Below are 15,689 nucleotides of genomic sequence, written 5' to 3'. Positions count from 1 at the left end.
AAACGCAAAACCCTCTGTTACTCCAAATCCTTAACAATGCTTAAGTATTCTATTGGCTTGCTGGTACATTACTTGAAATTCAAGACTGTGCCAGTTCTTTTCTGAGCATTACACATTCACCAACGCCTTAAAATCTAGTCAAGTAATAACTAACCGCTGGAATTTACCACTGTTCATAGCTTACCACAAAATTGAAGAACAGAAGTGAAAATATTGAAACTTCGTTAGCCAATAGAGAAAACTTCAACATTTTTTTGTCAAATATCGATGACAAACTTTAAAATTTTCAAACAAAAAATTATAGCAATGAGCGCTCAGGTATTTACAATGTCCAGCTCAAAGTGCAGTAAGCGAAAAGGTGTACAAAAAATAATGTGTAAATATGCCAGCGCACATTGCTATAAAACCTATAACTAAAACTTAAAAACCCACCAAATGTAATTTACTAGGGTGGGCAAAAATAATTAAAGATAGAAAAAATCTATCACATCATCTTGTCTAACCTATTAATACGCTTTAGTAGTCGTACAAAAGCAAACCCCATTACTACAACCACTAAAATCAAAGCGAATGCTAGACCAGGCTGATTATTAACATATAGAATAGTCGCCGACAAAGTAAAACCACTAATCAACAAAGCATAATTAGTACCCATCTGGACATTACTAACCCTCCGAACCAACCTATCTGTTTCCGTAGCTCGAACCCGAACCCTAATATCCCCCTGCTCCAACTTATCAATCGCATCCTCAATGCGACGAGGCAAACCCAAAGCAGTAGAACTAACCTGAGCCGCTTGACGACCTAGTTCATTAAAAATAGTATTTTGAGAATTTCCATCAGACATCAAATCCATGGCAAACGGTTGTGCCACCTCCATAAAATTAAACTCTGGGTCTAAACCCTTACCAACCCCCTCCAAAGTAGAGAAGGCTCGCATCACAAAAGTAAAAGTTGCCGGAAAACGGAAAGGTTGGTCATAAGCAACCTCATACAAATCATCACTAATAGCTGTAATAGACTGAGCCTCAAAAGGCTTATCCATAAAGTTATCCAACATATATTGGATCGACCGCCTCACAGGACCCATATCTCCAGTAGGAGTTAACGCTCCTAAGTCTATGAGAGAGACAACGACTCTTTCAGCATCTTTTGAAGCAATGCCATAAAGAGTTCCCATGAGTTTTTCCCGGATATTGGACTTAATTTGTCCCATCATGCCAAAATCGTAGAAAATTAATCCCCCCTCTGGACTAACAGCAATATTGCCCGGATGAGGATCGGCATGGAAAAAGCCATCATTCAATAGTTGTCTTAAGTAAGCTTCAGCACCCATTCTAGCCAAAGCCTTGCGGTCTTGACCTGATGCTTCGAGAGCTTCATAATTACTAATCTTGATACCTGGAACATATTCTAATGTCAGTACCCGTGGTGCTGAATACCGCCAATAAACTCTTGGTACTTTTACCCAATTACAATTTCGGAAGTTACGGCGAAAGGTATCAGCATTGCGACCTTCGTTCAGATAATCTATTTCTAGCCACAGAATTCGGCAACATTCTTCATAGATACCCAACCAATCTCGGCCGCGACCCCATTCTGGGTGTCTTTGAAAATAACGAGCGACCCCTTTAAGAATAGTTAAATCGATTTGGAACAGTTTTTTCAGCCCAGGTCTTTGTATTTTGACTACTACATCTTCACCAGAATGAAGTTGCGCTCTATGAACTTGACCTAAACTCGCCGCAGCTAGGGGTACTGGTTCAAAGCTATGGTATAGTTCGTCTGTCTTTTTTCCTAGGTCTTCTAAGATTATTGTTTCTACCTGTTCGTAGTTGAAAGCGGGGACTTTATCTTGGAGTTTTGAAAGCTCTTCGACGTACTCAACAGGAAATAAGTCTGCACGGGTAGAGAATAGTTGTCCCAACTTGATGAAGGTGGGACCTAATTCTAGCATTGTCTCTCGTACCCAAATTGCTTGTTTGCGACGTCTGAGATTTTTCTTTTCTTCTGTTACTCCCCCTCGGTAGCTCCAATTTTTTTTGTCTACCCATAGCCAGGTTAGCCAGGTGAGAAAAAAAGCCCAAATATCAATGTAACGGCGCTGGCGAGAATAATTTTCTCTATTCCAGCGATAAGCTTTATCACTATAGGATTTTGTGGAGGCTTTGGTCATTGAGCCTCCAGTTGTATAGTTAGCTTGTCCCTTGCGGTTAATGATGTTGTCATCAAGGAGAACAGACACAGTAGCAGTATATAATAATTTGTGATATGATTAAAGATTTGCTGATAGCAATGGACAAAATTAGCGGTCGGGTTGTCTTTAGACAGAACCACTACGATATTTTTGTAGTTCCGATCTAACTTGAGCGACTTCAGCTCTTAAGTCGTCGATTATAGCTTGTAGGTCTTTGGGTTGATAGTTTAAGTTGCTGGAGCTACTGACATTATTTTCTGCTTGAGCTTCCCGGTCTGCTCTTTCTAATGCTTGTTCAATGAAACTTCGCAAATTCTCTCTTTGCTCTGCATCAAATTTTCCTACTGTACTAAGAGAGTTGGTAACAACATTTTCTAGTTGTTCGTAAACTCCTTCTGCAATAGCTCTACCAACGAAAAAGGCATGAAGTGGTGATTTACTCATAATTCAAAGTTGTCTATGTTGAAAATTTACTAATTAATTTTGATTGATATTTTCTGGAAAAGCAAGGCTTATCTTTATTTTTACTTACTTAACAAGGTTTCTCTTGATTTTTCAATTATGCTAATGGTTGTTAAGCAAATTTTAATGCTTGATGTTTGATTTATTTACTATATATTTACTATAAAAATACCTTAATCACCACCCTGTTAAAATACTTCTAATTTATTTACTTGATTTGTTAATCTTTTCCAGTTTTTGAGACCTAATTATCTCAGTTGTCTATTAAAACTATGCTGATTGTAAAGTATTGTATCACATCATCTTATAAATATCCGTATCTTGCTACCTGCAAGATGTCTACCTTTGTTTTATTTTTCCAATCTGAACTTGCAGATGTGTTATATAATTTCCGGTTAAATACTTAGAAATAACTACGGAGGAGTCAGGTAGGGGAACCGTTGGATTAGCGACGTACAGGAGTCAGGAGGGAAGAAGAAGGAAGAGAAGAAGAAAGTTTTTTATTACTATTACTAATTAAACGGACATGATATTACAGCAGTTTTGGAGTTGAGAAGGTACAAAATTTTAGGACTTTAGGGAGTAGGGAGTAGCGGTGCGACCCCGCGTCGGCGACAGTCGCAAGGGAATGCTGACCAAGAGAGGGAATGCGCATCAAGAGAGGGAGTAGGGAGTAGGGAAAAAAAGATTAGCCTTAAAAGCGTACCTTACTATCCTAAAAAGTGCTGTAGGAGTACAATTATCGTACAGGCCATATCCAATAGTTAATGAAAATCTTCCCAGTATTAAAGTGTTATAGAATACAAGTATATTTATCTACTCTAAATACCAATTCTATTTCTATCTATCTAATACCACAATAGTAAAATTATGGAAAAGGGAGGGATGAATAAGAAATAAAGAAAGAAAAAAAATAAGAAATAATGATAGAGATAGATGGCAACTAGGATTTTATCGACTCTTTACTATGCAGATTTTTTTAATTTGATTTTTATAGTATGATTTTTGATAATTGATATAAATAGCTGTTAGCTGAATTATTATATATTTTTTTAGAGTAGCGATCGCTCACGATAGCAAGTATTCAGATGTGGTATAAAGTATCTAATTTTTAGCATTAACTAAAATGTGAAAAATACTGCTACAAACATTGCTTCAAAAATTGAATTTATAATTTATCTGTAAAAAATCAAATTAATAGTAGTCATTAGGATACTGATTTTGTTGTTGATATTTTTGATAGTTATACTCAAGAGGTTTAGATTGATGGTCAGAAGGATAGTCTAATTTTTCTGGCAAATAAATTTCTTCATTGACAGAATAATTGTGGCTAGGTATTTGAATTTTTAAATCAGAAGAATAATATGGTTGATATGACTGGTAATTCTCCCCAGAAGAGTTAGACCCACTATTAGGAAAAACTTCATCTGTGTCAACATAAGGTTTAGGCAATTTGTTCAATTTTGGTGGAGTTGTAGAGTAAGTTTTTACCGAAGGAGAATCAAAAAGAGGGCTAGATGGATCGTGCTCTCTGAAAGCATATTCAGACTCATTCTTCAGAGTTTCTAGTAAATTACCTGCCGTTAAAGATACTGTTTTTTTGTTAGCTTTTGCATAACTATAACGAAGGGTAATATCAAAACCTATCCACCCAAAAGTTGCTGCTGTAAATAGAAACACTAAAAAAATTGTTAATTGCAAATAAAGTTGATTAATCCAATTAAAATTCTTTTCCAAAGAACAATTGTTTAAAATATTAATTGGTGCTTGATTTTCGTGATAATTCTTGACTTTTGATTGATTGCTAAAATCATTTTTCACTTTATTATTCATATTTGACTTAAAGTTAGTATCCATCAAGCCATAATTACTATTAACTTCACAACAACTTTCTTTTACTTGGTATTTTTGTTTACTTACCTGTGAAATCTCCGACTTATCCAACAGCAGTGCAAACCAATTATCCAAAGTTTGAGGTCGTTTTTGAGGGTCTATTTCCAATCCTTTGATAATCGCATTCTCAATATTTGGAGAAAGATTCATTTCCAGTAATCTTAGCTCAGTTGTAGACACTATAAGTGTTTGAGGAATAGCTTCATCACTGAGCCTTAAAGCTGCAGGAGTAGGAGCTTTACCAGTAAGTAAATAGTATAATGTAGCAGTCAAAGCATAAATATCTGCTGCGGGAGTTAACTTTTGTTCTAGATCGCACTGTTCAGGTGCTGCATATCCCACAGAAAATAAATTAGCATAAGTTTGCCTAATTCCAGCAGTTAAGTCACAGGTAATACCAAAATCAGTGAGTATTACTGTATTAGTTCCCTGTTGCCTAATAATATTTTTAGGCTGTATATCCCGATGTAAAAAACCATTTTTGTGAACTACTGATAAAGCTGAAGCAATTTGATGTACATAATCAATAGCTTCGTTGGGATGAAGTTTATGGCCAGACTGTATTAAATCAGCCAAATTTTGACCAGGAATATAGTCCATTACCATGAAGAAGAACTGCTCTTCCTCAAAAAAGTCCCACACTCTAACGATGTTAGGATGTCTAGAGTTTGTCAGAAGATGAACCTCATCTATAAATTGATGTTTAAATTTAGCAAAATCTTGATGATGGCGTAGACTTTCATTCAGGGTTTTCAGGACAACAATTTGATTGTGTTGATGATGAATAGCTCGGTAGGTTATACCAAAGCCTCCTTGGCCTAAGATACTATCAATAGTATATTTTCCTTTTTGAAGGACAACTCCTGGTTTAAGATTCATAAACACTAATTTTCACAAAAGCGTTACTTGTCAGAATACAACAATATTTTTGTAGTTGATTCTGTTCGATTGATTATAGATTAAGTTTCTAAAATTGGAAAATCTTGATATGGCATCAGGGTGAAAGAAAGTCGTTAAGCACTAGCCTGAAAGAGCGGAATCAACTAATCTAAATCAGTAGGTATTGAGGATAGTAAAACAAAAAAATAAATCAATAAAATCAAAATAAATATGAGTGAAAAAAATTCTGAGTCCGCACTTGGTCTACCTGCAAAAAATTTTGTCCTAGGTTTACCAATACATTGTATTGATGACTACTCTGGTTATTTACTTTCTCGATTAGAGAAGGGACTGGGAACTCATGTAGTGACACTAAATGCTGAAATGGTTATGCAGGGAGAGAAAAATCACGTCTTGGCTGAGATAATCCGTCGAGCTGAATTGGTAGTTCCTGATGGGGCAGGTGTTGTTCTATACTTAAGGCTTAAGGGTAAATCTGTACAGCGTTGTCCTGGTATTGAATTAGCAGAGAGTATTTTGTGGCAAGTACCAAGACAGAATCCAGACAACTTGGTATTTTTCTATGGAGGAAAACCAGGGGTAGCTATGAAAGCGGCAGACATTTGGCAACAAAAAGTGTCAGAGTTAGCGTTTGCTTGTCAGCATGGTTATTTATCTCCGGCAGAAGAAACAGAATTGCTAAGTACTTTAGAGCAGTTACAGCCAAAACTAATATTTGTAGGTTTGGGAGTACCTCGCCAGGAGTTGTGGATTGCAAAACATAAACATATTTGTCCTCACGCAGTCTGGATTGGTATTGGTGGTAGTTTGGATATATGGGCTGGGGTGAAGGAAAGAGCGCCTGATTGGTTTTGTAACAATTCTTTGGAGTGGTTGTATAGACTTTATCAAGAACCTTGGCGCTGGCGACGAATGTTGGCTTTACCACATTTTGCTTGGAAGACTTTAATGGAGGTGAAATTTTAGTAAGGATTAAGCCAATTATAATGTTTATAGTTGATAATTTAACCTAATTTGTAGTGAAAAGTCAACTATTAATTTTGACTTCTAGGAATAATTTTGATCGGGAGCAAGAAAGTTTGATTTAAATTTTGTGGAATTTATCACTTTTATGAAGTACATATTTCTCAATTTTAGAAAGTGAGGAATAGGGAATAGCTAAATAGAGATGAGAGTATTTGGTATTAAAATTAGTTGTTATTTTTGCCTATTCTGAAGCTTTAAATATTTTTATTGGTCAAGTTTTTAAGAATTAATACCCAATTCATAAGAAGTTGCATAGAATAATATTTTAATCAGAATTGAGTGTAGATCGAGAAAGACTTGTTAATAAATTTCATAATTCTATGCAGCCTCACATAAAATTGGTATCAAACCTAACACCTAACACCTAAACCTAATTCTATGCAGTCTCATATAAAATTGGTAAAGTTATCTGCAAAGCACTATAAAAAATTGAGATAGGGAAAGGTAGGCAAAAAAATCAAATAAACTGTACAACTTATGTCATATAGTTTTGACGAATTAGTATCAATAACGCTATTTCCGAGAGCTAAAAAAAATTGTTATAGAACAGCCACATCAAAAAAATCTAGCGATATATCTGAGAAAGGAAAACTTAGTAAAGTACAACATTTTATTCATAAATAAGGAATCAAAAAATTATGAATTTTGAATATGAATATCAACGATGCTTAGAAAAATTGAAATGGGCAACTGGGAAATTACAGGTAGAAGTTCAATCAGAAAAACTTGCTGAAATTGCCGAGTTAGTTGTGCAACCAATGATGAGTCCTTGGCGTTATTTTCATACTCCAAATCATATCTTTGAAGTGGGAGGTTCACAGGATGCAATAGAAGTATTAGCTGCTTTATTCCATGATGTAGTCTATCTACAAATAGATCATAGTGTTAATTTTAATCTCAGCTATTACATTACTCCTTATATTAAAGAGGTACAAGGAAAATTAAAAATTCGGGAAACAAATGAATTGCCGAAAGATAAAATTTTTGAAATAATAGCATCTATTTTTGGTTTTTTTGCTGGTCAGATTTTATTACCTTTTGGTGGGCAAAATGAATTTATGAGCGCTGTTGTTGCGACCAAAGCAATGGAAAAATTTTTGACAACTAAACATCTATTTAAAATCGCTGCTTGTATTGAAGCTAGTATTCCATTTCAACCTATTTCAGAAAATGGCTTAACTGCTACTGAACGTCTTTATCAAAGACTTAAAGAAACTAATATTAAGTGGAATATTAATTTAACTGATGCTGAACTATATCAAACAATTAAAAAATCAGTTAGACTATCTAATCGAGATGTTATTGGCTTTGGTTCACCTAGTTCAATTTTTCTAGATAATACCTGGAATTTATTACCAGAAACTAACCACAATCTCATCAATGGTAATTCATACACTATTTCTGAGTACCGAATTGCTTTAGAAAAAACTGAAGGTTTTATTAAATCTTTAAATCCCGATTTAATTTTTCGCAGATTTGATGGAGAACCCAATGAAAAAACTTACATAAGTTGGGTTAATCAGGCAAAGAAAAATCTTGAAATTGCTAAAATTTATCTAGGAAGTAAAATTTTTACTCTAGGTTTTATTGAAGCATTATCTATGCGATTGGGCTTGAATATACCTCTTTCTACAATGATTGGAGAATTGCCAACTCAAGGATTTAATCCGGCTCATTTGGAGAGTTTTTTACCAGATATTAATAATCCTTATCAGCCTAAAAATAGTCTGGAACGTGAAGTATTAACTTTGTTGGCAGACGGGCGATGTCAAAATGCCGCTTATGATATGAGAAACTCACCATTGAGTACATTTATAGTTATATATATAGGATTTGAAGAAGTAAAAAAACAAAGGGAAAGAACTAAAGAATTATTTCAAAAAAGTATTTCTCCTGAAGATTTTATTGATGGCTGTAACCAAGATTTAGTAAAAATAATTATTGATGGAATTTTAGAATTGTTTGAGAGTCGTAAACAGGCAATTAGTGGAGTCAAAAAAGGCAATTGTACTCACTGGAATAAACAGAAACAATGCCAATAATATTATGTATCTTTGAATTTCCACAATAAAAATTTTAGGGAACAGGGAACAGGGCACAGGAAGAAATTTATCAGAGATCACATTTTTACCCTTGGCTAATTAATCAGGCTTGATATAATAGACCTCTTCAAAAATTTAAAATAAAATCAATTATTATCCATAAATTATCAATTTTATCGAAAAATTGTGGTTTAAAGCCTCCCCTTTTAAGGGGATAATAAATAAAAATTTTCATGATTAGTCAATCCTCTTCTTTTCAAGAATTAATTATTAATAATTAATTCTTGGGTAGTCCTGTATATATAGTGATCAAATTATGGTGAAGCGATCGCTTGATGATCATCATGAATGAAATACGCGCGTAGCTCCCAAATGATTTTCTAATTTTTTAGAGAAAGATAAAGTTTTCCTGACTCAACGAGAAATTCTTTGAAGTCAAGTATTATTTAATATTTCTATATGAGCAGTTAAACCAGTTTCCTTTCCTACTGATTTATGTCTACAATCAGAAAAAATCAGATCATAAGCTGACCAAAAATCTGTATAATAAACTGCACATTGCCCATAGATACCAGGCAATGAATTCCACAATCTACTTGCACCTTTTTCTGGTCTTTCTCCTTAAAAGAAACCCACAATTTCTTTAGTTCCTATATCAATTGCTAGCCATCACCACTGTTTGTTGTTTTTATTCCCAACAAATCACCACATTTCATCACACTCAATGGTCAGTCTCCCGGTTTTTTTTTAGTACATTGAACAGACTGTGAAACTTCAGCATACTTACGATTGACATAGTTTTACATCCATTTTTCAGATACACCTGTTATCGGAATAATGCCAGCCAAACTGATTTTTTCTAGTAATAATTTATCAATCAATTCAATGGGAGTGATTGTTGATGTATACTTTGGAGTTATTGGGGACAAATTGCCTTTTACAGGTTTGACATTGATCTTTATGGATAAAACCTCAATTCAAAAAAAGTAATAATTTCATGAAAAAGCAAGAGAAATGGGAGTAATTTCAGTTATCAGTTAACAGTTATAAGTTAACAGTACCTCTTGCAATAAGGAGGCTTAAAATCTGGAATACTCTCTTTATCTTGGTCGATTTTATATGTCGCAGGTTTTGGAGCCATCCCGCCCTACAGGAAGCTCCACTAAGGACTGTTTTTTCCTTAAAAAGGGAGGCTATTGACCATAATTTTTCGGTCAATAAATTTCCAGATTTTTGGGTTACCTACTGACTCGCCTCAGCCAAACTTAACTGAGATTATCTGGAAATTTATTAAATATCAATGGATTGAATTTGATGTGCCTCAGAGCAGGCAAAATTTACTTAATTATCTCAAAAAACTGCTTGATTATTTTGGTACAAAGTATGTAATTAATTTTGTTTAGACACTTAGTATAGTCAACTATTTAGCGTGCTATATTGTAGAATTAAAAAAGACATTAAACTAGGGTAATATAGTATTTTTAAGGAACTGTAAAAAAAACTGTAAAAATATGACTGAAATAGGAGACAAACTGCTCAAACAAGGGATATATCAATATCAAAATCATAAATTTGAAGCAGCTTTGGAATCTTGGCAAGAGGCATTAGCTATCTACCAAGAAATTTCCGACCGCCGTAAACAAGCTGCAGCTTTAGGAAATATAGGTGTTGCTTATAACACATTATTAGATTATCACTTAGCCATAGAATATTATCAACAACACTTAAATATTGCCAGAGAAATTCAAGACCGAGAAGGAGAAGGAAAAGCCTTAGGTAATTTAGGAAATGCTTATTATGCTCTAGAAAATTATTCACAAGCAGTTGCATATCAACAAAAACGTTTGACGATCGCTCAAGAAATGCAAGACGAATTTGGTTGCGAACAAGCCTACTCCAGTTTAGGGATAGCTTATCATGGTTTGGGAGAATTTGCCCAGGCCAAAGAATGTTATCAACAGCAGTTAGCTTTTGCGAAAAAAATAGATAATTATATTAGCCAAGGGGATGCTTTGTTTAATCTCCGGTTAGTATACCAATCAATGAAGGATGATGGAAAGGCAGAAGAATGTAGGCAACAACAGATAGCGATCGCCAAAGAATTATTATCAAAGCAACTGGGCAATAACTTTACAGAAATTGCTCAAACTGTAGCTCTAAATTTTACGGCAGATTTTGCAGGTAGCGATCTAGGTAGGATAGACCTCCAATATGCTAATTTTGTTGGGGCAAATTTACAAAAGACCAATCTCAGTGGCGCTAACTTAACCCTTGCGGACTTAAGTGGAGCTAATCTTAATGGTGCCAATTTAAGTAAAGCTAATCTCTGTAATGCTAATTTACGAGATGCTAAACTTGTAGAAGCTTATCTCAAAGATGCAGATTTGCGGACAAAATTACCTCGTGCCGATTTAAGCAATGCTAACCTCAGTGGTGCTGACTTGAGTAGTGCTTATCTGCCCAGTGCTAAATTAGTCAATGTAGATTTAAGTAATGCTTCTTTACAAAATGCTGACCTCAGTGGAGTTAATTTAAGTGGGGCCAATTTATATGGAGCTAATTTAAAACGGACAGATTTAAAAGATGCAATTTTAGAGAAGACAATATTTGCTCAAAATATAGGTATTTCTGAACATCAAAGGCAGGAATGGTTGAAACAAGGGGCATTATTTGAGATTTCAGAATAGAAAAATAAGCGTTGCTGATTTTAGGTATAAGTAAGATGGTTCAAAGCTAAGTAATTGAGCAGAAGTATTGATGGAGATGGGGTGATGGAATAGTTACTAAATATCGCATTTTTTATGGATGAGAAATGATATTAGTCAATGTCCTTCTTTGAAGGAGAGGTAATTGTTAATTATTAATTATTATTATTTATCGGCAGTCCTTCAACCGTAATTGTATTGATTAGAGTTGTCGCTAAATAAAGGGAAAAAATCACTCTAACCTAGACAGAGCAATAATTCCAAGCATTATTGCCTTCCAATAGCTACAATCCTTACAGAACAAGGTTTTTAGGTATTTTTTAAGTTATAAAGCGACAAGTCTATTGAACTGGGAACAAATTACCTGTAGCGGTTTTCATTTCGGTATACCACAAGTAGGGGCGTTAACGTAGTTGTGTGCTAGCAAATGGCCATTCGCTGACGTAGAGTTTCCGCTTTATATGTTGCGGAGCAAAACGCCCCTATAGGGTTTTAGTTATGACGATGTGGTTTATCAATCAGCAAAAGCACTGTAATAATGTCAGCTATGATCGCCTCAGCTCCAATTAAAAGAAAGAGGATGTACTTCGGTTTCTTTCCTGCTCACAGTTTTTTCCACTCCAAGTCCCCCCTACTTCCCTACTCCTGACTCCTGAGTTATGACTCCTGACTCCTGAGTTATGACTCCTGACTCTAAACTGATTTTCCGGTAGTGAAAACTGCTATAACAATTAAAAATATAGCTGAGAAAATTGTTGATTCTATGACTGCAATTGAAGGATTATGGCCTCATAATATTAGCCCCAATCAACTCGCTGTGCTAGAAAGAAAATTGGTGCTTTGGTTGCGATCGCAAAAATTTGACTCTAACTTAACTTCTGAGTCATTGCAATACAAATCTTCAGAGGAATTACAAACTTTGATATTGTCTGCAACGACTGCAGGTTGTGATTTTTCAGAGTTTAGAATAATAATAAAGAAAGTGGTTGAAGCTAATACAGAAAATTTACTGGAGTTAGCAAGTATCGCTGATATAAATCCTGCTTTAGATTTTGCAGGAGCTAAGTTATTAGGAGTTAATTTATGTGGCGTTGATTTGAGTGGTGCAAATTTGTATGGAGCTTATCTACGGGGTGCAGATTTAAGTGATGCTGATTTGAGTGAAGCTAATCTTGGTAAAGTGAATTTAGGTGGAGCAGATTTGAGTGGAGCATTGTTAAGTAATGCCGATTTAACTGAGGCAAATTTGCGCCGTGTTAGTCTAGCTTTAGCTAATTTGAGTGGGGCTAATTTGAGTGGGGCAAATTTGAGTGAAGCTAATTTGAGTAATGCCAATTTAAGTGATGCAGATTTGAGTAATACTAATTTAACTGATGCCGATCTAAGTCAAGCTGGATTAGCATTAACAAATTTAAAAGGAGCTAATTTTCAGAATACAAAAGTAGAGAATGCTAGGTTATGGCATGATTCTGGTTTATCTGATGAAATGAAGCAAGATTTAATTAGTCGTGGAGCGTTTTTTGAGGATAATTAGAATCAGAGAAAAAATCATTGGCGTTGCTGAAGCGCGTGTATGATATTAATCTTAATTATTTAGGAGTCAGGAGTCAGGAAGGAAGAAAGAAGAAGAAACAGGAGTAGAAGAAGAAAGTTTTTTGTTTGCTGGCGCACAACTTTCCTGTCGAAATGCTACCGGAAATGTTAATGGGAAGTGTTGCATCAGCATAATCATGGAGCGCGGAACGGAGTTCTATATGGCTCTTATTAGGAAAAGATATCATACCTCAAATCACCAACGCCAAATCATTTAATTAATAATTATTAATCTGATTGATTTTGTATTCTTTCTGAGATTCTTCTGTTTATCCTAGCTGATGATTTTTTAGTAATTTTTGAGAGTTCAGATGAAATGGTAAAAACTAACCATGAGAAAGTTTACTAGATTATAATTCTATTAGTCAAAGTGTAATTATTCAGAATTATACTTGACTAAATTAACTCTAGCGATGGCTTTTAAATAACATCCTATTAATAGTGTGAAAGAGTAACTCTATATGGCAAATCAAAAATCACTTGATCAACTGCAGAAACTAATTAATGATAGTGCTCAAACTAGCAATCAAAAATTGACTAACAATTTTACTGGTATAAGTCTTGAGTGTGCTGACCTGAGTCTTTGCGATCTAAATGATATTAATTTCACTGAAGCTATTCTCAGGGACGCTTATCTAATTTGTGCCAACCTCAAAAGAACTAATTTTAGTAATAGCGATCTAAGTCATGCTAATCTGAGTGGGGCAATAATGTGGTTTGCCAACCTTAATAATGTTAATTTAAAGAGCGCAGACCTTAGAGGGATAAGTTTGAGAGATGCTAACCTAGGGAATGCTAACCTAGAGAATGCTAATCTTTGGCGTAGTGAGATTACAGATGCACAATTAATTAAAGCCAATTTTACTAATGCTAATTTAATTCGTACTAATCTCAGAAATACTAATCTCACAGATGCTAATTTTAGTTATGCTCAACTTGATGAAGCAAACATCAGCGAAGCTAATCTAGAAGGTGCTAATTTTAGTTATGCTAATTTAACAGATGTTAACCTTAAAGATTCTAATTTAAAAGGTGCTAATTTATCTAAAATTAACCTTCTTAGAGTTCAATTGAATCGAGCTAATCTAGAAGGTGCTAATCTAGAAGGTGCTAATCTAGAAGGTGCTAATTTAAGTGATACTAATCTTAATTATGCAAAGTTAATAAATGCCAACTTAAATCATGTTAATTTCAGGGGAGTAAAAATTAATTATGCAACGGAATTAGATGATAAGTGGTATCTTGTTTGGGATATTGTGAATCATGGCGCTTATGGTAGAACTTTAAATAGTGTTGACCTTGAATATGCAAACCTGAAAGGCGCTAATATGGGAAATGCTAATTTAGCAGATGCTAACCTCAGATATGCTAACTTCAGATATGCTAACCTCAGCAATACTAATCTCTCCAATAGTAAATTAACTAATGCTAATCTGACAGATGTTAATTTGATCAAAGCCAATTTGTCTAATTCTAATCTGCAAGGTGCTAACTTAAGCAACACTTTATTATTTAATGCTATCTTAAAAGGTGCTTCATTAAATGAAGCTAAATTGCTAAAAGCACAACTGTGTGATGCAGAATTATCAAATGCAAAATTGAAAATGGCAAATCTGATGGATGCCAACTTGAAAAATACTAAATTATTGAAAGCTGATTTAAGAGAAATTAACCTAGAAGGTGCAGAATTAGAAGGTACTATATTTGGTGAAAATTTAGGAATTAATGAAGAAATGAAGCAAGAGTTAGTTAAACGTGGAGCTATTTTTCAGGATAAATATTAAAGTATAATTAGGGTTTGCTGAAAAAGTCTTTTTGTTGAGGTAGGAGTCAGGAGACAGGAGACAGGAGACAGGAGAAATGGGAATGAGCGAGGAGGTAGGAGTAAGAATTTTCCCAAGATTGTTCTGCCCAACTATGCGCCTAAAATACTAACTTTTTGAGCGTTTTAGACTGAAAAGCTTGCACTTTTTTTTACCCCAAACAGGCTAAAGTCTTTATATGTCAATGCTTAAGGTTGAGCGCATTTTTTAGTAAAAAAAAGTCCAAGCTTAATGGTCGTAATGGTTCAAAAAAGAGCGCATTTTAGGCTCATAGTTGCGCAGAATAATCAAGGGATTATTCTTCCTCTTACCTCCTTTATAATTCCCATTTATCCTGTCTCCTGTCTCCTGTCTCCTGTCTCCTACCCTTACCCATAAGACTTTTTCAGCAAACCCTAATTATCCGGACATGATATTACAGATTATCAGATGAACCCGCCCCTACCCCATGTTCGGACTACATCCTCTGTAATTCCTCCTGAGACAAAATCCGGTTTACATAGATGGAAAGTACAAGCATTGAAATTTGTTGATTATTAAAAAAACTTACAACTTCATCAAAACTTCTGACTTCTACTTCAGCTCCTCCAACACCTCTTCTGTGAACGGATTTTTCCCTTTTTTCAAAGCATCAACCCAGCCTTGTCGTTGTACTTTTTCCCGATCATTGTTTATCCATTTAATATACGCCTCAAAGTCTTTAATAGCTCCAGGAAAATCTCCTGTTAATGCCCGTGCCAAACCACGACTACCTATAAAACCTCCATTTTCCGGCGCGATTTTAACTGCTTTTTCACAAGCAAACATTACATCTTTGGCTCGATTATATAAGCTACCACGATGACAAATGTAACTCCAATCATCAGCAGTTCTTTCTATAGCAATGAGCGCTGGCATCTTTACATGTTACATAGATATTTGCAATGTAATATAAAAGTAACTGTATGAGCTGTATTTTTCATAAATTAGGCGATCGCTAAACCTTAAAGTTTTAAGGATGTCTGTAATGGTATTGATAATTTACAGTTTATAGCTTGAAATTGTTTAC

10 protein-coding genes and 2 pseudogenes are annotated in these 15,689 nt (G+C 34.7%); 7 read left to right on the top strand and 5 right to left on the bottom strand.

Features of this window, described 5'->3' with window-relative positions; all coding sequences use genetic code 11:
- Positions 1-105 (top strand): annotated as a pseudogene (locus F6K27_RS28715) (IS1 family transposase); the annotation flags it as partial.
- 379 nt (positions 106-484) lie between these two features.
- Here F6K27_RS28715 and F6K27_RS28710 read toward each other — a convergent pair.
- From F6K27_RS28710 to F6K27_RS28700, 3 genes are all read right to left on the bottom strand, one after another.
- Positions 485-2,176, bottom strand: a complete 1,692-nt coding sequence (locus tag F6K27_RS28710) for an AarF/ABC1/UbiB kinase family protein (protein ID WP_287279396.1) — start codon at positions 2,174-2,176, stop codon at positions 485-487.
- Positions 2,177-2,323: 147 nt separating this feature from the next.
- The gene (locus tag F6K27_RS28705; RefSeq protein ID WP_287279395.1) at positions 2,324-2,641 is read right to left on the bottom strand and encodes a DUF6825 family protein; all 318 of its coding nucleotides are present in this window, start codon (positions 2,639-2,641) and stop codon (positions 2,324-2,326) included.
- Positions 2,642-3,853: 1,212 nt separating this feature from the next.
- Entirely contained in the window at positions 3,854-5,431 is a 1,578-nt protein-coding gene (locus F6K27_RS28700) for a serine/threonine-protein kinase (protein WP_287279394.1), read from the bottom strand.
- 231 nt (positions 5,432-5,662) lie between these two features.
- Between F6K27_RS28700 and F6K27_RS28695 the strand changes: the two genes are divergently transcribed.
- Both F6K27_RS28695 and F6K27_RS28690 read left to right on the top strand, forming a co-directional pair.
- Entirely contained in the window at positions 5,663-6,418 is a 756-nt protein-coding gene (locus tag F6K27_RS28695) for a WecB/TagA/CpsF family glycosyltransferase (protein WP_287279393.1), read from the top strand.
- Positions 6,419-7,116: 698 nt separating this feature from the next.
- Positions 7,117-8,520, top strand: a complete 1,404-nt coding sequence (locus F6K27_RS28690) for a hypothetical protein (protein ID WP_287279392.1) — start codon at positions 7,117-7,119, stop codon at positions 8,518-8,520.
- A 417-nt stretch (positions 8,521-8,937) separates the two neighbouring features.
- On the opposite strand, the pseudogene F6K27_RS28685 reads toward F6K27_RS28690, so the two are convergent.
- A pseudogene (locus F6K27_RS28685) lies at positions 8,938-9,492 on the bottom strand (IS1 family transposase); the annotation flags it as partial.
- Positions 9,493-9,716: 224 nt separating this feature from the next.
- On the opposite strand from F6K27_RS28685, the gene F6K27_RS28680 reads away from it, so the two are divergent.
- The 4 genes from F6K27_RS28680 (at position 9,717) to F6K27_RS28665 (ending at position 14,602) form a co-directional block, all read left to right on the top strand.
- Complete coding sequence (locus F6K27_RS28680; RefSeq protein WP_124143091.1) at positions 9,717-9,923, top strand: hypothetical protein; 207 nt, start codon at positions 9,717-9,719, stop codon at positions 9,921-9,923.
- Between the two features lie 108 nt (positions 9,924-10,031).
- Entirely contained in the window at positions 10,032-11,207 is a 1,176-nt protein-coding gene (locus F6K27_RS28675; protein ID WP_287279391.1) for a pentapeptide repeat-containing protein, read from the top strand.
- A gap of 730 nt (positions 11,208-11,937) precedes the next feature.
- Positions 11,938-12,759 (top strand): pentapeptide repeat-containing protein, encoded by an 822-nt coding sequence (locus F6K27_RS28670; RefSeq protein ID WP_240038761.1) that lies wholly within the window; start codon positions 11,938-11,940, stop codon positions 12,757-12,759.
- 520 nt (positions 12,760-13,279) lie between these two features.
- Positions 13,280-14,602: a pentapeptide repeat-containing protein gene (locus tag F6K27_RS28665; RefSeq protein ID WP_287279390.1), complete on the top strand. Its 1,323-nt coding sequence runs from the start codon at positions 13,280-13,282 to the stop codon at positions 14,600-14,602.
- Between the two features lie 612 nt (positions 14,603-15,214).
- Here the strand turns inward: F6K27_RS28665 and F6K27_RS28660 are convergent.
- Positions 15,215-15,538 (bottom strand): tetratricopeptide repeat protein, encoded by a 324-nt coding sequence (locus F6K27_RS28660; protein ID WP_287279389.1) that lies wholly within the window; start codon positions 15,536-15,538, stop codon positions 15,215-15,217.
- Positions 15,539-15,689 lie beyond the last annotated feature (151 nt).

The organism is Okeania sp. SIO2F5, assembly GCF_010692685.1.
Taxonomy (GTDB): domain Bacteria; phylum Cyanobacteriota; class Cyanobacteriia; order Cyanobacteriales; family Microcoleaceae; genus Okeania; species Okeania hirsuta.
This window is presented reverse-complemented; position numbering and strand designations above follow the sequence as displayed.

What these genes read in the sequence shown, in the direction of transcription:
- F6K27_RS28660 (WP_287279389.1), bottom strand. Translation starts at nt 15,538, where the DNA reads ATGCCAGCGCTCATTGCTATAGAAAGAACTGCTGATGATTGGAGTTAC.
- F6K27_RS28700 (WP_287279394.1), bottom strand. Translation starts at nt 5,431, where the DNA reads ATGAATCTTAAACCAGGAGTTGTCCTTCAAAAAGGAAAATATACTATT.
- F6K27_RS28695 (WP_287279393.1), top strand. Translation starts at nt 5,663, where the DNA reads ATGAGTGAAAAAAATTCTGAGTCCGCACTTGGTCTACCTGCAAAAAAT.
- F6K27_RS28690 (WP_287279392.1), top strand. Translation starts at nt 7,117, where the DNA reads ATGAATTTTGAATATGAATATCAACGATGCTTAGAAAAATTGAAATGG.
- F6K27_RS28710 (WP_287279396.1), bottom strand. Translation starts at nt 2,176, where the DNA reads ATGACCAAAGCCTCCACAAAATCCTATAGTGATAAAGCTTATCGCTGG.
- F6K27_RS28705 (WP_287279395.1), bottom strand. Translation starts at nt 2,641, where the DNA reads ATGAGTAAATCACCACTTCATGCCTTTTTCGTTGGTAGAGCTATTGCA.
- F6K27_RS28665 (WP_287279390.1), top strand. Translation starts at nt 13,280, where the DNA reads ATGGCAAATCAAAAATCACTTGATCAACTGCAGAAACTAATTAATGAT.
- F6K27_RS28675 (WP_287279391.1), top strand. Translation starts at nt 10,032, where the DNA reads ATGACTGAAATAGGAGACAAACTGCTCAAACAAGGGATATATCAATAT.